Source organism: Geobacter sulfurreducens PCA (assembly GCF_000007985.2).
Classification (GTDB): domain Bacteria; phylum Desulfobacterota; class Desulfuromonadia; order Geobacterales; family Geobacteraceae; genus Geobacter; species Geobacter sulfurreducens.
Genome location: NC_002939.5, coordinates 2,821,685 through 2,842,191, shown reverse-complemented (window position 1 = coordinate 2,842,191; position 20,507 = coordinate 2,821,685). Strand labels below are relative to the sequence as shown.

The window sequence follows — 20,507 nt, the reverse complement described above, 5'->3', positions numbered from 1 at the left end:
CATGCAATGGTTGAGGAACCTGAGAGTGGGAATCAAGCTCGTGGCCGCATTCAGCGTCGTCGCCGCGATCGCCGCCGTGGTCGGTTTCATCGGCTCCGTGGAGATTCGCAGAATCCAGAGCGACGACCGGAGGCTGTACGAAAAGATCACCGTGCCCATGCACGATCTGGCGGAGATGTCGGTGGCCTTCCAGCGGGTCAGGATCAACCTGCGCGACGCGGTCGAGGCGACCGACCCGGCGGAGCAGGCACTGTACCTCGATACGATCCGGAAACTCCGGGAGGTCATCACGGAGCACCAGGACAATTTCGAGAAAACCATCCTGACCGACGAGGGCCGCACGCTGTTCAACGAGTATAAGGAAGCCCGCAAGGTCTATGGGGGCTACATCGACAACATCATGCAACTGAACAGCGCGAAAAAGGTCACCGAGGCAAAGGCGCTGCTCCACGGTGACGCCAAGAAAGCGGCACTGCATTACCAGGAGCTGCTCAGCAAGCTGGTCGACGCCAAGCAGGCGCAGGCAAAGCTGACCGCCGAGCGCAACGAGCACGTTGCCTCGACCTCCTTTACGGTGATGGCGGTGCTGTCGGCGGTGGGCGTGATCCTGGCCATCGGACTCGGCCTGCTCATTTCCCGGATGATCACCACTCCGCTGAGCCGGGCGGTGGACGTGGCCAACCGCCTGGCGGACGGCGACCTGACGGTTGTCGTTGCCGCCACCTCCACGGACGAGACGGGCCGGCTGCTGACCGCCATGCAGAACATGGTGCGGAGCCTGCGGGAGATGGTGACCCAGACCGCAACCATCTCCGCCGGTATTGCGTCTGCCTCGTCCCAGCTCCACGCTACGTCCGAGCAGATCGCCACCGGCACCGAGGAAGTGGCTTCCCAGGCCGGCACCGTGGCCACCGCCAGCGAGGAGATGTCGGCCACCAGCCAGGACATCGCGACCAACTGCCATGCCGCCGCCGGGAGTGCCGAGCAGGTGGCCGCCACCACCCGCCAGGGGTTCGACGTGGTCAGGCACACCGTTGATGGAATTCGCGACCGGGGCGAAAAAACCCGCCAGAATGCCCAGATCGTGGCATCGCTCGGCGACCGCTCCGAGCAGATCGGCGACATCGTGGGCACCATCGAGGACATCGCCGACCAGACCAACCTGCTGGCGCTCAACGCCGCCATCGAGGCGGCCCGGGCCGGGGAACAGGGCCGCGGGTTCGCGGTGGTGGCCGACGAGGTGAGGGCCCTGGCCGAGCGGACCACCCGGGCCACCAAGGAGATCGGTGAGATGATCCGGGCCATCCAGCAGGAAACCAAGACGGCCATCGTCTCCATGGAGGAGGGGGTGCGCGGGACGGAGCGGGGCGCCATCGAGGCGGCTCAGCTGGAAACGGCGCTCCAGCAGATCCTGAACCAGGTGAACGAGGTGAGCATGCAGGTGGGACAGATCGCGACGGCCGCCGAAGAGCAGACCGCGACCACCGGCGAGGTGACCAGCAATATCCAGCAGATCACCGAGGTGGTGCACCAGACCGCCCAGGGGGCCGAAGAGACGGCCGATGCCGCCGCCCAGCTGGCCCGTCAGGCCCAGGATCTGCAAGCCCTGATCGGCCGCTTCAGGCTGGCCTGAGCGTTCGCGTCGCGAGCATACGGAGGGAGTCATGGCACACGCACTGGTAACGAATGTCTCGGTCGGCCCGAGCGATGAACTGATTCAGCTGGTCAGCTTCACGGTCGACCATGAAGAGTATGGGGTGGACGTCCTGAAGGTCCGGGAGATCATCCGGATGAGCACCATAACCCATGTTCCCGAGGCCCCGCCTTACGTGGACGGGATCATCAACCTGCGGGGGAGGGTGATCCCGATCATCTCCATGCGCGACAAGTTCGGCCTGGCGGACGTGGCTAGCGACAACCGGACCCGGATCGTGGTAATGGGCGTGGGGGACGCCCTGCTGGGATTCAGGGTGGATGCCGTGTCTGAGGTGATCCGGATCGCCGGCAACCGGATTCAGCCGTCGCCCGCGCTGCTCAGCTCCGGCGGCGAGCAGGAGTACATCGTTGGCGTGGTCGACCAGGGGGAGAAACTGCTGGTGATGCTGGACCCAGACAAGATGCTGACGCCCCGCGAACTGGGACAGCTCGGCGATACTTCACGCCTGTGCTGACCCGGCCAAGCCGTGGTATGCTACTGGCGGAACGCATCAATTCGTGGGCGCCGGAGAAGGGATGCCGGCGCCGGGGAGCCTGAACCGTGGGAATAGTGCCGACTGAAAACCTCGAAGAGGGAATGGTCCTTGCCGCTGACGTCCATGACCGCACCGGGAGGCTGCTGCTGGGGGCCGGGGTGGAGCTGGAGCGCAAGCATATTGTCATCCTGATGACCTGGGGCGTGACTGAAGCCGACATCGCGGGGGAAGACAGCAGCGGCTCGGCCTCGCCCCTCTCCCCCGAGGTCCCGCCGGCTCTGATGGAGGCTGCCGAGGCAGAGCTCAGGCCCCTGTTCGGGGAAAACGACATGGAGCATCCGGTGATGCGCGAGCTGCTGCGCCTTGCCGCCCTGAGAAAGGTCATCCATGGCAACCCATAACCACACCCTGACTATGGAGTGGATCGTTGACCGGACCCGGACGGTCTACTCGCTCCCCTATTTCTACGAGCGGCTCAACGAGGCGATCAACCATCCCCGCAGCTCCATCGACGATGTGGCCCGGATCATCATCGACGATCAGGGGTTGACCGCGCGCATCCTGAAACTCGCCAACAGCCCCATGTTCGGCTTTTTCTCCAAGGTCGACTCCATCTCGAAAGCGGTGACGATCATCGGCACCCAGCAGCTGCGGGACCTGGCCCTTGCGGCCTCGGTAATGGATGTCTTCAAGGATATCCCCCGCGAGCTGATGGACATGGTGCTGTTCTGGCGGCACAGCATCGCCTGCGGCATCGTGGCCCGCAACCTGGCGATCTATCTCCGCGAAAGCAACGTGGAGCGGTTCTTCGTGGCGGGCATTCTCCATGACGTGGGGCAGTTGGTCATGTGCACCGCCATTCCCGAAAAAGTCAGCGAGGTGCTGGCCAGGAACCGGTTGGAGTCCCGCTTCCTCGATGCCACCGAACGGGACGCGCTCGGCTTCGACCACGCCGCCCTGGGCGGCGCACTGCTGCGCGCGTGGAAGATTCCTGCCACCATCAACGAGCCGGTCGCCTATCACCACGAGCCCGGCAAGGCCGAGCAATTCTCGCTGGAGGTGTCGATCATCCACCTGGCCGACATCATCTGTCAGGCCCTCGGGTATGGCGCCAGTGGCGAAGGGGGGGTGCCCCTCCTGGACCCCGCCGCGTGGGACCGCCTCGGTGTGCCGGTGTCGATCCTGACGACAATAGTGAAGCAGTCCGAGCCCCAGGTAGAGGAAACGTTCGCCATCCTCGTGGAGGGATAAATGAGACAGAAGGCCGCCGCACCATCCCGCGCCTTCCTGCTGGAGCGCGTCAATTACCTGGAAGAAGCCAACCATCGCTACTTGTCGATCCTCGACATGCTGGCCTCCAGCAGTATGTTCCACAGTGACCTGGGCCGCGCAAAGGACCCCCAGGAAATCTTCCGGGCCACCCTGACCCAGCTCCGTCGGGTCCTCGACTGCCGCATGACCGGCTTTCTCATCTCGTGCAGCGACGGCAGCTTCAAACTTGTCTCCTGGGAGCCGGACGAGGGGCATGACGAAATCCAGCGCATCATCGACGCCAAGATCGTGGACGGCACCTTTGCCTGGGCCCTGAACCGGAACCAGGCCATCCTCGTCCCCCTGGCCGACGACCGGTCCCTGCTGCTGCACGTGGTCGCCACCCGCTCCCGGATCCGCGGCATGTTCGCGGGCATTCTCCCCGGCAGCTCCCATTCACCCGATGCGGCAACCCTCAACGCCGTGTCGGTCATCATGCACACCTGCGCCCACTCTCTGGAGAGCACGGAGCTGTACTCCATGGTACGGGATACCCTGGCCTCGCTGGAGCAGCGGGTGCAGGAGCGGACCCGCGACCTGGCCGCGGCCCGGGAACAGGCGGAAAGCGCCAGCCGCGCCAAGAGCGATTTCCTCGCCAACATGAGCCATGAGATCAGGACCCCCCTGAACGGCATCATGGGGATGACCGACCTCCTGCTCGGCGGCGGGCTGAACCAAACGCAACAGCACCAGTACCTCGGTGCGATCAAGGGGTCCGCCGACTGCCTCATGGGGGTCATCGGCGACATCCTCGATTTCTCCAAGATAGAAGCGGGGAAGGTTGAGTTGGACCCGGTGCCCTTTTCCCTGCGCACGTTCGTGGGACAGGCGGTGCGCTCCCTGTCCGCCCGGGCGGCCGAGAAGGGGGTGGAACTCGTCTGCGACCCCCGGGAAGATGTGATCGACCCGCTCATCGGCGATTGCGGGAAACTGCGCCAGGTTCTGGTGAACCTGGTGGGCAACGCCATCAAGTTCTCCGACGGCGGAGAGGTCGTGGTGGCGGTGGAAACGGCGGCCGTCGAGGGGAACGAAGTGCTTCTCCGGTTTTCGGTTTCGGACCAGGGGTGCGGGATCGCGCCGGAGGCGCTGGACCGGATTTTCAACGTGTTCGAGCAGGCCGATTCATCCACCACCAAGCGTTTCGGCGGCACCGGCCTCGGCCTGGCCATTTCCCGCAGGATCGTTCAACTCATGGGGGGCGATATCCGGGTCGAGAGCGCCCCGGGGGAGGGGAGCACGTTTTACTTCACCTGCCGGTTCCAGCTCCGGCCGCCTGAACCCGACAGCCTCGCGGACCACGGCCTTGCCGGGCGGCCCGTGCTGGTGGTCGAGGCGCCCACGAGCAGCCGCAGGGTCCTCGTCTCCTACCTGACCGGCTGGGGCATGCGGCCCCGGGTGGCGGCCACCGTGGACGATGCCCTGGAGCTTGCCGCCGGCATGACGACCGCTGCCGGTGAGCCCCTGATGGCGCTGGTGGACAAGAAGTCCCTGGGTGCCGGCTGGCAGGAGGCGCTCCAGCGCCTGACCGAAGGCGTCGGCACGGAGTTGAGGCTGATCCTGATGACCGAGGTGGGCGACGTGGTCGAAAAGGAGAGCCGCCTCTGGCCGGACAAGGCGAGGTGTCTGCTCAAGCCGCTCGTGCACGGCGATCTCGGGGAGGCGATCGTTTCGGCTCTGACCGGGCGGGAACCGTCCGAAACACCCCCCCGGTCGGCGCAGCCCGGCAGCGGCCCCGGCCTCAGTATCCTGGTGGCCGACGACGTGGAGGTGAACCGGATGCTGGTCAACGCCATTCTCGGCCGGATGGGGCACCGGGTGGCCCAGGCCGCCAACGGCGAGGAGGTCCTGAAGGCCCTTGAGGACTCCCGCTTCGACCTGGTGCTGATGGATGTGCAGATGCCGGTTATGGACGGGTTCGAGACCGCCCGTCGAATTCGTGAGCAGGAGCGCGGTTCCGGCCGACGGACCCCCATCCTGGCGCTGACCGCCTATGCCGGGCGGCAGGATCGGGAACAGTGTCTGTCCGCCGACATGGACGGCTATGTGGCCAAGCCCTTTACGGCCGAGGAACTGGTCCGGGCAGTGCACTCCTGCTGCGGGGTCGATGGCTCGCTCGACGGCGCCGGCGACGGGCGGGAAACCGCCCCCGCGGTCGCGGACGAGGCGCCGCCGGTTTTCGACCGGCAGGGATTGCTGGCCCGGCTCCGGGGCAAGGACGAGCTGGTTCCGAAGTTCGTGGGGATGTTCCGGGACGGGACGGAAAAGAATCTTGCCAAGCTTTGGGAGGCAGTGGAGAAACGGGATGTCGCGGGGCTTCGGGTGGGGGCACACGCCATTGTCGGCGCCGCCGGCAATATCGGCGCGCAACGCGTGCTCGCCTTGGCCCTGCGCATTGAGGACGCCGCCATCAGCGGCCGGCTGGACGAAGCGGTTTCCCTGCTTCAGCCCCTTGCCGCCGAATATGACACGTTTGTACGCGAAACGGAGAGATAGATCATGCTGGATTCAATCTCGGTCCTTGTGGTAGATGATGAAGAAATGAACCGTGAGTTGCTTTCGGTCATGCTCGACGGCCTGGCAACGCCGATCACGGCGCAGAATGGCCTGGAAGCTCTCCGGGTGCTGGATAAGAACTCCGCCATCGACCTCATCCTGCTCGATCTGGAGATGCCCGAGCTGAACGGGTTTGCGACGCTCGCCACCCTCAAGAAGCATCCTCTGTGGTGCGACATCCCCGTTATCGTCCTCACGGCCAGCAAGGACGAAGTGACCCGGACCCTGAGGCTGGGGGCCAACGATTTTCTCGCCAAACCCTACGACACGGAGGAGTTGCGCCTGCGGGTGATGAACCATGTCCGCGCCAAGAAGCTGGTGGACCTGTCCCAGGACGTGAACGGCATCCTGGAGCGGGAAGTGGCCCGCAAGACCGCCGAGGTCAGAAACGCCCTGGCCATGGCCCGGGAGGCGGAGTACGAGATAACGCTGCGCCTTGGCCGCGCCGCCGAGTTCCGCGATGTGGAAACCGGCATGCACACGCGCCGCATCAGCGAGATGGCCCGGGAGCTCGGCCGGTTGAGCGGGCTGCCCGAGGACCAGTGCGAGGTGCTCCGCTACGCGGCTCCGCTTCACGACGTGGGCAAGCTCGGCATACCGGACCGGATACTCCTCAAGCCCGGACGGCTCACGGACGAGGAGATGGAGATCATGCGTCTCCACACGGTCATCGGCGGCAAGATCCTCGCCGGCGGCGACCGGTACACATCCCTGGAGATGGGACGGATCGTTGCCCTCCAGCACCACGAAAAATGGGACGGCACCGGTTACCCCTGCGGGTTGGCCGGAGAAGATATCCACATCTTCGGGCGCATCGTCATGATCGTCGATGTGTTCGACGCCCTCTGCTCGGAGCGCCCCTACAAGCCGGCAATGCCCTTCGACGAAGTTCTCTCCGTCATGGGGGACGGGCGGGCATCGTTCTTCGACCCTCGTCTGCTGGAAATATTCCTGGCCAACGTGGAGGCCTTCGTCGCGATCCGGACCTCGCTCATGGACCAGCCCGTGGAGGAGAAGGCGGCCCTGGAGCAGGTGCTGTTCCTGGCATGATCGCGGCCTGAACGGGAAGGGAGTGGAATGGAAGAGCAGCGCCTGTCAATCCTGATCGGCCGCTTTACCGCGGCGGCCACCGCCCACGGGGAAGCCCTGGAGGCCATGGACGCGGGGCGGGCTGACCGCCATGCGACGATGCTCGCGCGCCTCTATCGGGAGATCGCCGCCTTCGGCGCGGCGGGGCGGGCCGGACTGCTGGACGCCGCGGAGCGCGGCACCGGAGCCGCGGCGGGCATGGCTGCGGTCTATTCGCTTTCCCACGATGCACCCCGCTCCCTGGCGATCCTGCGGCGGCTGGCCCGGGAGCCGGGGCTCCTGGGCTTCCGGGCGTCCGTGGCCATCGAGCGCTGGGAAAAGGGAGAGTTGACCCTTTCGTGACGGGGAGGAGGGACCTGCTAGAAGTTGACAAAAATTGTAGGGTATGCTACTGATCGAATATCCTTAATGTAAGGATGCCCCTCGTGCCGTCTCGGGCATCCTTTTGTTTCCAATCCGCGTGGGGATCATGATCCCCGGAAGGGACTGCCGATGTTTGCACGACTGCGCGAGGATATTCAATCGGTGCTCGACCGCGATCCCGCTGCCCGCAGCACGCTGGAAGTGCTCTGTTGCTACCCGGGGCTGCACGCCATCTGGTTTCACCGGCTGGCGAACCTGCTCTGGCGGAGCGATTTCCATTTCCTGGGCCGCCTTGTTTCCCACGTGGGCCGTTTTCTCACCGGCATCGAGATCCATCCGGGAGCGACCATCGGCCGGCGCCTTTTCATCGATCACGGCATGGGGGTAGTGATCGGCGAGACGGCCGAAATCGGCGACGACGTGACCATCTACCACGGGGTGACCCTCGGCGGGGTCAGCCTGGAGAAGAAGAAGCGGCACCCCACCGTGGAGAGCAACGCGGTCATCGGTTCCGGCGCCAAGGTCCTGGGTCCGTTCACCGTGGGCGAGGGGGCCAAGATTGGCTCCAATTCGGTGGTGGTGAAGGAGGTCCCGGCCAATGCCACCGTGGTGGGCATCCCCGGCCGGGTGGTCATGGCCGCGGAGAAGCCGAAGGACAAGTCCGATTTCGAGCACGGCAAGCTGCCCGACCCGGAAGCCAAGGCCATTTCCTGTCTCTTCGAACAGATCCGGGAGCTGGAGCGCAAGTACGGCGAACTGGCCGCCGAGCACGAGGCGCTGAAGCGCCGCCTGGATGGGGGGAATTAGTCCATGAGACTGTCGACGCGCGCCCAGTATGCGGTGCGGGCCATGGTCGATCTGTCGCTCCACTCGGAGGGGAAGCCCGTGGCCCTGCGGGATATCGCCCAGCGGGAGGACATCCCGCTCAACTACCTGGAGCAACTCTTCAACCGCCTGCGTCGCGGCAGCATCGTGGAGAGCGTGCGCGGGCCCGGCGGGGGCTACCTGCTGGCCCGGGAGAGCTCGGCCATCCTGGTGGGCGAAATCGTGGCCACGGTGGAAGAACCGCTGACGCCGGTCTCCTGCATGGACAAGGGGAAGGGGCGCTGTACCCGCACTGCGGCATGCACCACCCATTCGGTCTGGGAGATGCTCGGCGAGCGGATCAGGACGTTCCTGGATTCCATCACCCTGGAGGACTTGGTGCGGGACGCCCGCCGACGGCCCGGCGAGAGTGAGGATCAATGAGTGAAGCCCCCGCGGGCACTGTCCCGCTGATCTATCTGGACCACAACGCGACGACGCCGACGCACCCCTTGGTGGTGGAGGCGTTGTTGCCGTTTCTGGGGGAGCGGTTCGGCAATCCGTCCAGCATCCATTGGGCCGGCCGGGCCGTGAAGGGGGCCGTGGAGGAGGCCCGCGAGGCGGTGGCCGAACTGGCGGGATGCGAGCCGGGTGAGGTGGTTTTCACCGGGTCGGGCTCCGAGGCCGACAATATGGCCGTGAAAGGAGTGGCCTCGTCCCTCCGGAAGCGGGGCAACCATATCATCGCCACCCGGGTGGAGCATCCGGCCGTGGCCAATTCCTGCCGCTACCTGGAGCACGGCGGATACGAGGTAACCTGGCTCGACGTGGACCGGGACGGTATCCTGGACCCGACGCGGGTGGAAGAGGCCATCACGGAGCGGACCATTCTCGTCACGGCCATGTATGCCAACAACGAGACCGGCGTGCTGCTGCCGGTGGCGGAAATCGGCGAGATCGCCCGGCGGCACCGGGTGCCCTTTCACTGCGACGCCGTCCAGGCCCTGGGCAAGGTCCCCCTGGAGTTCCGCGCCACCGGCGCGTCGCTCATGGCGCTCTCGGCCCACAAGGTTTACGGTCCCAAGGGGGTGGGGGCGCTGGTGATCCGGCGTGGCACAACCTGCCACCCGCTGGTGCACGGCGGCTCCCAGGAGCGCAATCGCCGGGCCGGAACCGAGAACGTGGCCGGCATCGTGGGCTTTGGCCAAGCGTGCCGACTGGCGCGGGAATCCCTGGCCGACGAGACAGCGCGGGTTTGTCGCCTGCGGGACCGGCTGGAGGAGGGAATCCTCGGCCGGGTGCCCGGCGCGCGGGTGAACGGCCATCGGCAGTTCCGGCTGCCGAATACGAGCAATATCAGCTTTGAAGGTGTGACCGCTGATACGCTGCTCATGGCTCTGGACCTGGCCGGGATCGCCGTGTCGTCGGGGTCCGCGTGCAGTTCCGGCACCCTGCGACATTCGCCGGTGCTGGCCGCCATGGGGCTGTCCCCGCAGGAGGCCGGCGGAGCCGTGCGCTTTTCCTTGGGACTGGGAAATACGGATCAGGAGATCGACCGGGTGCTGACGGTGCTGCCGGAGATCGTCGAACGGGTGAAACGAGGTGGAGATGGCAGAGAAGCATAGACAGCGCATCGTCATCGCCATGAGCGGCGGGGTGGACTCGTCGGTGGCGGCGGCGCTTCTGAAGGAAGAGGGGCACGAGGTCATCGGCATCTCCATGCAGGTCTGGGACTACGCGAATTTCGCCGCACCGGAGGGGGAGAAGTTCGACACCTGCTGCTCCCTTGACGACATCCACGATGCCCGCCGGGTGGCGGAGCAGATCGGCATCCCCTTCTACGTGGTGAATTTCGAGGAGGAGTTCCGGCGGCTGGTGATCGACGACTTCGTGGACGAGTACTTCCGGGGGCGGACGCCGAACCCCTGCGTCCGGTGCAACCAAAGGGTGAAGTTCGAGCTCCTGCTCCACAAGGCCCGGGAACTGGGCGCCGACTTCCTGGCCACGGGCCACTACGCCCGCCGGGTCCGGGGAGAGGACGGCCTCTACCACCTGCTGCGGGGATTGGACCCGGCCAAGGACCAGAGCTATTTCCTCTTTACCCTGACCCAGGACCAGCTTGCCCGGACCCTGTTCCCCCTGGGAGAGATGACCAAGGAGCAGGTGCGGCGCCTGGCGGCGGAACGGGGGCTGCGGGTGGCCGAGAAGGGGGAGAGCCAGGAGATCTGCTTCGTCCCGGACGACGACTACGTCCGGTTCCTGGAGGAGGAGCGGGGAACGGGGCTCATGGCCGGCGAGATCGTAGACCGCAAGGGGAATGTCCTGGGCCGCCACGGGGGAACCTACCGCTACACGGTGGGGCAGCGCCGGGGGCTGGGCATCGCCCACCCGACTCCCCTCTACGTGGTGGGGGTCGATGCGGAGCGGCGGCAGGTGATCGTCGGCCCGGCCGAAGAGCTTCTGGCCACGGGGCTCACGGCAACCGAGGTGACCTGGGTCGTGCCCCCCCAGGGGCAGACCGTGGAGGCCTCGTGCAAGATCCGCTACCGCCACCAGCCGGTGCCGTGCACGGTTGCCGTGCGTGCCGACGGCAGTGCCGAAGTCCGGTTCCGGCAGCCCGAGAAGTCGGTGACCCCGGGGCAGGCGGTGGTCTTCTACCGCGATGACGAGGTTCTGGGCGGCGGCTGGATCGAGGGGCGGCTGTGATGCAGCGGGTTGCCATCACCACCCTCGGCTGCAAGATCAACCAGTTCGAATCAGCTGCCATGACCGAAAGCCTCGGTCGCGAGGGGTTCCGGCTGGTTCCCTTCGAGGACGAGGCGGATATCTACGTCATCAACACCTGCACGGTCACGGCACGGACCGACGCGGAGTCGCGGCGGCTCATCCGCCGGGCCATGCGCAGGAACCCGGCTGCCCGGGTGGTGGTGACCGGCTGTTATGCCCAGGTGGCGCCCGACGCGGTGGGTGAGCTGCCCGGCGTGTCGCTGGTGGTGGGGAACAGCGAGAAGAAGGGGATCGCCGGGCTGTTGCGGGATGCGGTGCCGGCGGAAAAGATCCTGGTGTCGGACATCTCCCGGCAGCGGACCGTGGAGGCCCTGGGGCTGGAGAGCTTTGCGGAGCATACCCGCGCGTTCCTCCAGGTGCAGAACGGCTGCGACGCCTTCTGCTCCTACTGCATCGTGCCCCATGCCCGGGGGAGGAGTCGCAGCGTGCCCTTCCGGGACGTGCTGGAGGGGATCGGCACCTTTGCCTACCAGGGATTCCGGGAGGTGGTGCTGACCGGCATCCATCTGGGGGCCTACGGCGCCGACCTGGAGCCCCCCGCGAGCCTTCTCGATCTGCTGGAGGCTGCCGACGCCGAGGCGCTGGTGCCGCGTCTGCGCGTCGGGTCGGTGGAGCCCCACGAGATCTCCGACGGTCTCATCGCCCTGATGGCCCGGTCGCCCGTCATCTGTCCCCATCTGCACATCCCTCTCCAAAGCGGCTCTGACAGCGTGCTGGAGCGGATGAACCGCCGGTACACGGCCGCGTTTTTCCGGGAGCGGGTGGAACGGCTGGCTGCGGCGGTGCCGGACATCTGCATCGGCTGCGACGTGATCGCCGGCTTCCCCGGCGAGACGGACGAGGAGTTTGCCGCCACCCTGGCCCTGCTGGAGGGGCTCCCCATCGCCCACCTCCACGTCTTTCCCTTTTCGCGGCGCGAGGGAACACCCGCGGCTCGCATGCCCGGCCAGGTGGACGGCAAAATTGTGCGGGAGCGTGCCGAGGTCCTGCGGGCGCTGTCCGACCGGAAGCGGGAGACCTTTCACCGGCGCTTCATGGGACGGGATCTGCCGGTGCTGGTGTTGAACGGCCGGGGAAAAGAGGTGACGGGGCTGTCGCGCAACTACATTACGGTGCGGATCGAGGCGGTGACGCCGCCCCCCGAGGGTGAGGTCATGGTCCGGATAACCGGCGTGGAGGCCGACGGGGTGCGGGGCATTATCTCAGAACCTGTCCGTAAGTAATCACTCCGGTTTCGCATTCCGTCTTCATGCCGTTTTGGGCCGGCCTTCAATCGTACCGTCCTCGACGAAGCCCTGCTACGCCTGCGGCGCTACTCAATCGATCCGGCCAAATCCGTCATAAATCCGGGCACGATCTGCTGAAACAGCAGTTACGAACAGGTTCCCAAGGTAAAGAAGAACGTTGCTCCGTTGTCGGGGGCTGCCTCGGCCCACAGCCGGCCGCCGTGCCGGTGAACGATCCGCTGGACCGTGGCGAGCCCCACGCCGGTTCCCTCGAATTCATCCTCCCGGTGCAGCCTTTGGAAGGGGGCGAAGAGCCGGTCCGCGTAGGCCATGTCGAAACCGACGCCGTTGTCGCGCACGTAGTAGATGGTCGTTGCCCCGTCCTGTCGGGTGCCGATCTCGATTGCCGCCTCTTGCCGGGTGCGGCTGTACTTCCAGGCGTTGCCCACCAGGTTTTCCATCACCACCCGCACCAGCCGTGCATCCCCCTCTGCCTCCATGGCATCACTGATTTTTACCGACACCCGCCGCTCCGGTTCGGTGCCGTGCAACTCGTCAAGGATGTCGCGGGCCATGGCGCCCAGGTCGATCCGTTCGCGCTGCAGGTCGCTCCTGCTGAGACGCGACAGCTCCAGCATGGCGTCGATCATCTGCGAGAGGCGCCGGCTGGCCCCGTTGATCCGCTCCAGGCAGTGCCGGCCGTTCTCGTCGAGGTGGTCGGCGTAGTCCTCGAGCAGGGCTTCGCTGAATCCCTCCAGGTGGCGCAGGGGGGCCCGCAGGTCGTGGGAAACCGAGTAGCTGAACGATTCCAGTTCCCGGTTCATGGCCTCGAGATCGGCGGTGCGCTGGAGGACCCGTTCTTCCAGCTCGGCGTTGAGTGCCGTGAGGGTCTCTTCGCTGGCCCTCAGCCGCTGGGCCATGGCGTTGAACGAGGAGGCGATGGTTTCCAGCTCGTCCCGGGCCGAGAAATGGAGCTTGTAGGTCAGGTTGCCCCGTTCGACCTCACCCATGGCGGCGACCAGTTCCTGCAGGCTGCCGAGGATGGACCTGACGAGCCTGACGGCCGGGAACATGGCGATGAGCCCTGCGATCAGGGCCGCGGACAGGGCCTTGCGGCTCACCAGGAGCGCAAAGCTGCGGGCCTCGGACAGGGGCATGGAGACCAGGGCGTGCCAGCCGTGGTTTCCCACTTTGGCCACGCTGATGATCCGCTCAACCCCGTCGCTTCCCCGGCAGACCGTGGTGAAGCCGGGGGTGATCACCTCTCCGGGGCACTTGAGGGCGGTGTCGGTGATATTGCGCCCGATCCGTTCCGGTGAGCGGGTGTCCATCATGATGCCCCCCTTGCGGTCCAGCACCAGAATGTCGGTATTGTTGGCAAGGCGGTTGGTGGATACGGCCAGGTGTTTGGAGATGGCGTTCAGGTCGATGGGGATGCCCACAACCCCCACCTGGCGGGAATGATCGTCCATGACCGGTCCTGCGATCATGACGGCAGGGCGCTTGAAGAGTTTGGATACGTGGAGATCGCCGATGATGTAGGCGCCCCTGCGCGCCCGCTGGTACCACTCCTTGTCGTTGTAGTTCAGGGTGTGCACGGTGGGGGAGGAGACGCCGGAGCCCACATTGTTTCCGGCCATATCGGCCGCCAGGATGTTGAGCCGCATGGGATAGGAGGGGAGCAGTTTCGCGAATAGCCGGTCCATGGCCGCCGGTTCGCAGGCGACGACCGTGGGATGGCGCGACAGGACCCGCAGAACGCCGGTGGTCTCGGTGATCAACCGGTCCACTTCCACAGCCACGTGCGTGGCCGCCGAGAAATTGCGGCCTTTCAGGTCGTCGATTTCCCGCTTGAGTATTTCGTAGTGGTTGTAGATGGAAAGGACGGCCATCGGCACCAGGAAGAACCCGATGATGGAGATAAGCTTGATCCTGATGGTCAGGAAGGGAAGAGTCATGGGGCTGCCTCCCGCTGATGCGTCCTGGAGAGCTGTCGGGATTTACCCGGTCAGAGTGAAATAAAACGTCGCTCCCGCATCGGGCGCCGCCTCGGCCCATATTCTGCCGCCGTGGCGTTGGATGATCCGGTGGGCCGTAGCAAGGCCGATGCCCACCCCCTCGAACTCGCTGCCCTGATGCATGCGCTGGAAGGGGATGAACAGACGGTCGGCAAAGGCCATGTCGAACCCGGCACCATCGTCTTTCACGAAATATGCCGTTTTCCCCTCCTGTACGCAGACACCGAAGGAAATGTGGGCGGGATCGCGGGCCACCGTGAACTTCCAGGCATTGCGCAGCAGGTTGTCCATCACCGTACGGAGCATCCGGCGGTCTCCCTGCGCCGTAACACCGTCCTCGATGGTGAACAGTACGCTGCGCTCCGGGTGCAGATACCTGAGCTCCATCTCGATGGTTCGCACCATCTCGCTCAGGTTGGCGGTACCGGAGCAGAGCGGCTCGCGGGCGATGCGGGAGAGGTTCAGCAGCCCGTTGATGAGGTTGCCCATCCGCTGGCTGGCGATCCTGATCCGCTTGAGGTAGTCCTGCCCCTGGGCGTCGAGTTGTTCGACGCAGTCTTCCATGAGGGCCCGAGCGAATCCGTCGATGATGGTCAGGGGGGCGCGCAGGTCGTGGGAAACCGAGTAACTGAAGGTCTGCAATTCGCGGTTTGAGGCGTCAAGGGCCTCGGTGAGCTCGGTAACCCGGTGCTCCAGCTCCTGCACGCGGCAGCGCAGTTCCTCTTCGCCGGTGTGGCTCCGGTCATTCATGCCGGGTCCCCATGACGGTCCAGCAGTTCGTTGATCCGGCGGATGTCGGCGAGTTCCCGGAACTCCCGGAAGCCGTCGATGCCGTCCGGGTCCAGAGCCCGGTAGAAGCGGGGCGGCGTGGCCCGCAGCCCCTCGATCACCCTGCCGGTGGCGTAATCGTCGATCACCAGCGATTCGTGGTGCTTGCGCAGTTCCATGACCATGCCGAAGCCGAGCCGGAAGAGGCGGGAGAGGTATTCCCGGCCGATGATCGCGGCGGCCCGTTCCACGTCGCCGTCTGACAGGTGTTCAAGGGCGATGGAGAGGTAACCGTGGACCCGCCGGAAGATCGCCTCCATTCCTTCGCGGGAGCGGAGGGCGGCGCCGTCGGCCACCAGGGCGCTGTTGACGAGGGCGGTGAGCTCCTGATCCACCGGACCCTCCACCCGGGCCAGGGCACGGTTGAGGAATGACTCCTCGTATCCCGCCGGCATGGGGAGGCCGGTTATACCCGAGGCCAGGTCTAGTCGCTTTTCGGCTGAGGGGATGAAGCTGTCGGGAGAGAGCCGGGCATAGATGGTAAGGGCATCCTCCAGCTCGGGGAACCCCAGGTCGGCGAGCCGGCCCGAGCGGAAGCGGTAGGCGAGCTCTTCCAGCTCGCTCTCCAGCTCCACTTTGATCCCCTCCATGAGCCCCAGGTAGAGCTCCCGGTCGTTGCGGAAGATGATATCGATGAAGGTCCCCACGGCGCGGGCCCGTTCGGCGTTGCGGAAGGTTAAGAAGTAGACGTTGTCGAAGCTGTGGTCCCAGTCGGCCACCCGCTCTTCGTCGGAGACCAGGTCGCCGATACCGCCGCCGACGATGATCTCCTTCTTGAACATTAGAATGAGAAGTTCCGCGTCCATGTGGGGCAGCTGCTCCAGCACGGCCTCTTCGCCCGCCTCCAGCAGGTGGTTGAGCCACTGGTGTGATTTCGCTTCGGAAAAATTCCACGAGTCCCAGAGCTCCATGTCCAGAATGAACATCCGCTGCCGCGGCGACGCCAGTTCCCAGAACTCCACGGCGTCGGTCATTCCCACCTCGGTCAGTATCCAGTAAAACTGCTGCTCCGGCAGCGCGCGCACCACCTCCCGGGCGCGAGGGTCGGCGAGGAGGGCGTTCATCTGCTTCCAGGCGGTGGCCCCGCCGGGGACTGCAGACGCCGCCTCCGCATCGGGGCCCGTCGCTTTACCGACCATGGCGCGGCGGGTGCGCTCCTCCTCCAGACTGACTACCTTGCTGCCATCACGTCCCATTTCCTGAAAACTCCCTTCCCTGTTCGTTGCAACGTGCGATGTGCGGGCGCGTCTCCGGCTCAGCCCCTTTTCCCCTTGTTGCGTCCGTTCATTCTGACCTTTGACAGCCGTACCCCCAGCGCCTTGCGGTAGGCGCAGTCGTCATGAAGCCAGGGGAGCGTTCTCACCAGTTCCTCGGTCAGCTTGACGCACTCGGGATTGATGTCGAACCGTTTGTCATAGATGACGCACTGGCGGGTGGTCACGTCCAGATAGCGGCAGGGGGTTGCGGTGAAGAAGACGGTGCCGTTCTCGTCTTCGATCTTCTCGAAGCAGCAGAGGCCGCACCGCTCACAGAGGGATTCCCACCCATCGCCGGATTCGTCCTGATTTTTCATGGCATGAGGATACCTATCGGCGAGAGGTGTGTCAATGATCAAGGCTGCCGGCCCGGCTCCCTTGATTGTTACAACCGCGTAAAATCTTTGCCTGTCCGTGGCTTTGTGCGGGAATTCTCATTGAAAACGCTGCATGCTGTGCTTTACTCTTTTGCGGAGCCGGACTGCACGCTGTGCCGGAGGTGATATGAAATTGCTCGTGGTGCGCCACGCCGAGGCGGTGGAACGCGCTCCGGCGATCGCCGAGGAGGACCGCTGGCTTACGCCGCGGGGGCGGGCTTCCTTTGCCACCAGCGTCCGGGTCATTGCCCGACGGCGCATGTCTCTCGATCTGATCGTCACCAGCCCCCTGGTCCGTGCCGTGCAGACGGCGGAACTACTCGCCGCCGGCCTGGACTACGACGGGGAGCTGGCGGTCTCCCGGGAACTTGCCCCCGGTTTCGACCGGGAGGGGCTTGCCCGGCTGCTGGCCGGTCGGCCCGGAGCCAGCCATGTGGCCATCGTGGGGCACGAGCCCGACGTGGGCCGGGTGGTGGCCGATCTGCTGGGAAGGCCGGAGGCTGTGCCGCTGCGCAAGGGAATGGCCGTGGCCCTGGAGCTGGATCCGGCCACGGGGACCGCTCGGCTGCGCTGGGTAGTCCACAGGGGAGAGAAGACGCGCACGCTGCCCTGACAGCATGTCTTGGGGAAGGAGAGAGGAATGACGGACGTCCAGAAGGAACTGCAGAAAATTCGCGGCATCGGCGAGGTGCTGGCCAAGCGGCTGGCCGAGGCGGGGCACGACACTTTCGAGAAGATCGCCGCGGCCGGCGAAGAGGGGCTCAGGGCCATCAAGGGGATGAATCCCCGTTCGGTTGTCTCAATTGTTGCCCAGGCCGCCGAACTGGCTAAGGGGAAGGCTGAGGACCGGGCCCGGCGCGTGGAAGAGCTGAAGGCCGCCGCCCTGACCCTGCGGGAGCAGGTGGAGGGGATCGCCCGCACGGTACGCGAGCGCTTTGCCGATGAACTGGAAAAGAAGACGGCCCGCCGGGTGGAGAAGGAGTTACTCAAGGTGGTGACGACCCTGGAAAAGGTGGAAGGGAAGATCGGCCGCCGGGTGAAGCGGGCCGGCAAGGGGCTCGCCAAGGCCGAAAAACGCCTGGCTGGTCTGGCCGATACGGGGCTCAAAGAGGTCGAACAGGGACTGCGGCGGACGCGCAAGGCCCTCAAGCGGGTGCTTGCCTGACGGCGTCGTTGCTCCGTCGGTGCGTCCGAAGGTGAAACGGGGCCCCTCATGCGGATCAGCGGGCATACACCACTCTGGATAGCGGCCCGGGCGCTTCTGGCCGGCCGGGTGGACGATTTCTTCGACCGGTGGCGCAGGGCGGCTGAAACGTTCGACCCGGAGGACATCCATGATCTTCGGGTCTCCTCGCGGCGGCTCCGGGAGGGATTCCTCCTGTTCGCCGCCGCCTATCTCCCCGAATCCGTCCGGCGCGCGGCCCGGGGCGTCAGGAGCGTTACCCGGCTCCTGGGTGCCCTGCGCAATACCGACGAGGCCCTTGTCTTTTTCCGGCACATGGCGGAGACGGCCGACGGGAGCGCCGGCCGCCACCTGGCGCGGATCATCGCGCGGCACGAGGACCTGCGCCGGGAGCAACGGCGGCAGCTCCGGCTGAGGCTCCGGGAGCTGGACCCCCGCCGCACCCGCGAGGCCCTGGCCCGCATCGTGGCATGTCCGACTCTCTTCTCGCCGCCCCCTTCGGGCATCGACCCCTTCACGACCATTGCCGTTTTTGCCGCCGAGCGCCTTCGGGAGCGCCTGGACGACGTGCTCGCCCTGGTGCCCGATGCCTGCCGCGAGGCTGACGTGGAGGCCCAGCACCGCTTGAGGATTGCGGTGAAGCACTACCGCTACCGCCTGGAAATTCTCTCTTTTCTCCCGGGAAACGACTTCGACTCCCTCCATGCCGCGATCAAGGCCTACCAGGACGTTCTTGGCACCATGCACGACCTGGACGTTTTTGCCGGCATCGTCCGGCACGAGGGATTGCCATCGGCGGATGAGTGTGTCATCCTGAACCACATCGCGGGGGAGCGGCACCGGCAGTTCGCGCTGTTTGCCGGGCTCCTGGCCGAGACCCCCTTCGAAGCCATCGGCGAACAGGTGAGGAGAGCGCTGTGACCCACAACCGGCTGGCCGCCATCGATATCGGGACCAACTCCATCCGCTGCATCGTGGTGGAGGTGACCAGGAACGGCAAATTTCGCGTTCTGGACGACGAGAAGGCCACCGTGCGCCTGGGCGAAGGGATGGCCGCCAGCGGCACCATCTCGCCGGCGGCCTGGGAGCGTGCCGTTACGGCGCTTGGCCGGATGAAGAAGATCGTGGACGGCTACGGGGTCAAGGTGGTGGAGGCGGTTGCCACCAGCGCCGTGCGCCGTGCCGCAAACGGCGAGGAGTTCATCCGGACCGTGGAGGAGACGGTCGGGGTCAGGGTGGCGGTGATCAGCGGCGAGGAGGAGGCGGAACTGGCCGCCCTCTCGGTGCGGAACCATTTCGACATGGAGGGGGTCCGCTACGCCATGGTGGACATCGGCGGCGGCAGCCTTGAAATCGTCACGGCGCTCGGGACCCATATCGAGGATATCCACTCCCTGGAGCTCGGGGCCGTGGTCCTGACCGAACGCTTCGTCCGGAGCGATCCCCCGCGCCAGGCTGACCTGGACAGGCTGCGCAAACACGTGCGCGCGTCGCTGAAGGAGTCACTGGGCGCCGAGTGGGGACACCTCCAGAGCCTGGTGGGCTCCGGCGGCACCATCACGTCTATCGCCGCCATGGTCATGGCCATGCGGGGGGAGGGGTACGGATCGGTCCACCGTTACGAGGTGCTCCGGTCGGAGGTGGTGCATCTGCTGGCCATGCTCTCCCGCAAGGACCTCAAGGCCCGCCGGGAGGTGCCGGGGCTCAACCCGGACCGGGCCGACATCATCACTGCCGGTGTCACTGTGGTGGACGAGCTCATGAGGTTCTTCGACGTGAACCTCTTGCGGGTCAATGAGCGGGGAATCCGGGAAGGGCTCATCATCAAGGCCCTGCGGACCCACGGCCTGATTCCCGGCATGGAAACTCCCCTCACCTGGCGCGAGTCGGTGCTGGAGTTCGCCCGTTCATGCCATGCGGACGAAGAGCATGCCCTCCAGGTGGCGCGGCTTTCCCTGGAGATATTCGATTCCCTGGAGCCGGTCTATGGCATGGGCGAGGGAGCCCGCCGGATACTGGAGGCGGCGGCCATCCTCCACGACGTGGGCTACTTCATCAACTATTCAAGCCACCACAAGCATTCATACCATTTGATCCGCCACGCGGACCTCTTCGGCTTCACCCCCCGGGAGCGGGAGCTGATCGCCTCAGCGGCCCGCTACCACCGCAAGGCCCTTCCCAAGAAGAAGCACGAGTCGTACATGCGTCTGGCGGAGCCGGACCGGCTCCTGGTGGCGCGCCTGGGCGGCATCCTGCGGCTCGCCGACGGCCTCGACCGTCGCCGCAACAGCCTGGTCTCCGGCCTTACCTGTTCCCTTTCCGACGGCACCTTCATCCTTACCCTTGCCAGTCGCGGAGAAATCTCCGTGGAGCTCTTCGGCGGCAAGATCAAGGGAGATCTCTTCGAGGAGGCCTTCAGTAAGCGCCTCCTGCTGGTGGCCGAAAGCGCCCTCGCCTGAGCCTGTCCCCTCCGTATTTTCGTAATTGTGTGCGTACCGTAACGAAATCGAAGTGTTGAAC

At 65.7% G+C, this 20,507-nt stretch carries 20 protein-coding genes; 16 read left to right on the top strand and 4 right to left on the bottom strand.

The genetic code is table 11. The features are described 5' to 3' along the window. The first annotated feature begins 1 nt into the window (after window position 1). The 12 genes from GS_RS12955 (at window position 2) to mtaB (ending at window position 12,322) form a co-directional block, all read left to right on the top strand. Window positions 2–1,633 (top strand): methyl-accepting chemotaxis protein, encoded by a 1,632-nt coding sequence (locus GS_RS12955; RefSeq protein ID WP_010943215.1) that lies wholly within the window; start codon window positions 2–4, stop codon window positions 1,631–1,633. A 31-nt stretch (window positions 1,634–1,664) separates the two neighbouring features. Then, window positions 1,665–2,171, top strand: coding sequence for a chemotaxis protein CheW (locus GS_RS12950; protein WP_010943214.1), 507 nt, complete (start codon window positions 1,665–1,667; stop codon window positions 2,169–2,171). A gap of 86 nt (window positions 2,172–2,257) precedes the next feature. Then, complete coding sequence (locus tag GS_RS12945) at window positions 2,258–2,593, top strand: hypothetical protein (RefSeq protein ID WP_010943213.1); 336 nt, start codon at window positions 2,258–2,260, stop codon at window positions 2,591–2,593. After that, window positions 2,580–3,443: an HDOD domain-containing protein gene (locus GS_RS12940; protein ID WP_010943212.1), complete on the top strand. Its 864-nt coding sequence runs from the start codon at window positions 2,580–2,582 to the stop codon at window positions 3,441–3,443. The genes GS_RS12945 and GS_RS12940 overlap by 14 nt, the downstream gene beginning before the upstream one ends. Next, a complete protein-coding gene (locus GS_RS12935; protein WP_010943211.1) occupies window positions 3,444–5,996 on the top strand; it encodes a hybrid sensor histidine kinase/response regulator in 2,553 nt (850 codons plus the stop codon). It abuts the gene before it with no gap. Window positions 5,997–5,999: 3 nt separating this feature from the next. Beyond that, a complete protein-coding gene (locus GS_RS12930; RefSeq protein WP_010943210.1) occupies window positions 6,000–7,106 on the top strand; it encodes a response regulator in 1,107 nt (368 codons plus the stop codon). Window positions 7,107–7,133: 27 nt separating this feature from the next. Then, entirely contained in the window at window positions 7,134–7,487 is a 354-nt protein-coding gene (locus tag GS_RS12925; RefSeq protein ID WP_010943209.1) for a hypothetical protein, read from the top strand. 150 nt (window positions 7,488–7,637) lie between these two features. Continuing rightward, on the top strand, window positions 7,638–8,315 hold the full coding sequence (gene cysE / locus GS_RS12920) for a serine O-acetyltransferase (protein ID WP_010943208.1): 678 nt from the start codon (window positions 7,638–7,640) through the stop codon (window positions 8,313–8,315). 3 nt (window positions 8,316–8,318) lie between these two features. Next, window positions 8,319–8,756 carry an Rrf2 family transcriptional regulator gene (locus tag GS_RS12915; protein WP_010943207.1) on the top strand — a complete coding sequence of 146 codons (438 nt, stop codon included), beginning with the start codon at window positions 8,319–8,321 and terminating at the stop codon, window positions 8,754–8,756. Continuing rightward, window positions 8,753–9,937, top strand: a complete 1,185-nt coding sequence (locus GS_RS12910; RefSeq protein ID WP_010943206.1) for a cysteine desulfurase family protein — start codon at window positions 8,753–8,755, stop codon at window positions 9,935–9,937. The genes GS_RS12915 and GS_RS12910 overlap by 4 nt, the downstream gene beginning before the upstream one ends. Next, a complete protein-coding gene (gene mnmA, locus GS_RS12905; protein ID WP_010943205.1) occupies window positions 9,921–11,018 on the top strand; it encodes a tRNA 2-thiouridine(34) synthase MnmA in 1,098 nt (365 codons plus the stop codon). Before GS_RS12910 ends, mnmA begins: the two co-directional genes overlap by 17 nt. Further along, window positions 11,018–12,322 (top strand): tRNA (N(6)-L-threonylcarbamoyladenosine(37)-C(2))-methylthiotransferase MtaB, encoded by a 1,305-nt coding sequence (gene mtaB / locus GS_RS12900; RefSeq protein ID WP_010943204.1) that lies wholly within the window; start codon window positions 11,018–11,020, stop codon window positions 12,320–12,322. Before mnmA ends, mtaB begins: the two co-directional genes overlap by 1 nt. A 149-nt stretch (window positions 12,323–12,471) precedes the next feature. On the opposite strand, the gene GS_RS12895 is transcribed toward mtaB, so the two are convergent. From GS_RS12895 to GS_RS12880, 4 genes are read right to left on the bottom strand one after another with little or no spacing between them, the layout of a single operon-like run. Beyond that, the gene (locus GS_RS12895; RefSeq protein ID WP_010943203.1) at window positions 12,472–14,283 is read right to left on the bottom strand and encodes a sensor histidine kinase; all 1,812 of its coding nucleotides are present in this window, start codon (window positions 14,281–14,283) and stop codon (window positions 12,472–12,474) included. Between the two features lie 42 nt (window positions 14,284–14,325). Further along, entirely contained in the window at window positions 14,326–15,093 is a 768-nt protein-coding gene (locus GS_RS12890; RefSeq protein WP_010943202.1) for a sensor histidine kinase, read from the bottom strand. Continuing rightward, window positions 15,090–16,367, bottom strand: a complete 1,278-nt coding sequence (locus GS_RS12885) for a DUF6178 family protein (RefSeq protein WP_010943201.1) — start codon at window positions 16,365–16,367, stop codon at window positions 15,090–15,092. Before GS_RS12885 ends, GS_RS12890 begins: the two co-directional genes overlap by 4 nt. 59 nt (window positions 16,368–16,426) lie before the next feature. Then, complete coding sequence (locus GS_RS12880) at window positions 16,427–16,744, bottom strand: YcgN family cysteine cluster protein (RefSeq protein WP_010943200.1); 318 nt, start codon at window positions 16,742–16,744, stop codon at window positions 16,427–16,429. Between the two features lie 187 nt (window positions 16,745–16,931). On the opposite strand from GS_RS12880, the gene GS_RS12875 reads away from it, so the two are divergent. From GS_RS12875 to GS_RS12860, 4 genes are read left to right on the top strand one after another with little or no spacing between them, the layout of a single operon-like run. Then, a complete protein-coding gene (locus GS_RS12875; protein ID WP_010943199.1) occupies window positions 16,932–17,417 on the top strand; it encodes a SixA phosphatase family protein in 486 nt (161 codons plus the stop codon). Between the two features lie 27 nt (window positions 17,418–17,444). Then, complete coding sequence (locus tag GS_RS12870) at window positions 17,445–17,969, top strand: helix-hairpin-helix domain-containing protein (RefSeq protein WP_010943198.1); 525 nt, start codon at window positions 17,445–17,447, stop codon at window positions 17,967–17,969. 48 nt (window positions 17,970–18,017) lie between these two features. After that, the gene (locus GS_RS12865) at window positions 18,018–18,908 is read left to right on the top strand and encodes a CHAD domain-containing protein (RefSeq protein ID WP_010943197.1); all 891 of its coding nucleotides are present in this window, start codon (window positions 18,018–18,020) and stop codon (window positions 18,906–18,908) included. Then, window positions 18,905–20,446 carry a Ppx/GppA phosphatase family protein gene (locus GS_RS12860; protein ID WP_010943196.1) on the top strand — a complete coding sequence of 514 codons (1,542 nt, stop codon included), beginning with the start codon at window positions 18,905–18,907 and terminating at the stop codon, window positions 20,444–20,446. Before GS_RS12865 ends, GS_RS12860 begins: the two co-directional genes overlap by 4 nt. Window positions 20,447–20,507: the final 61 nt, after the last annotated feature.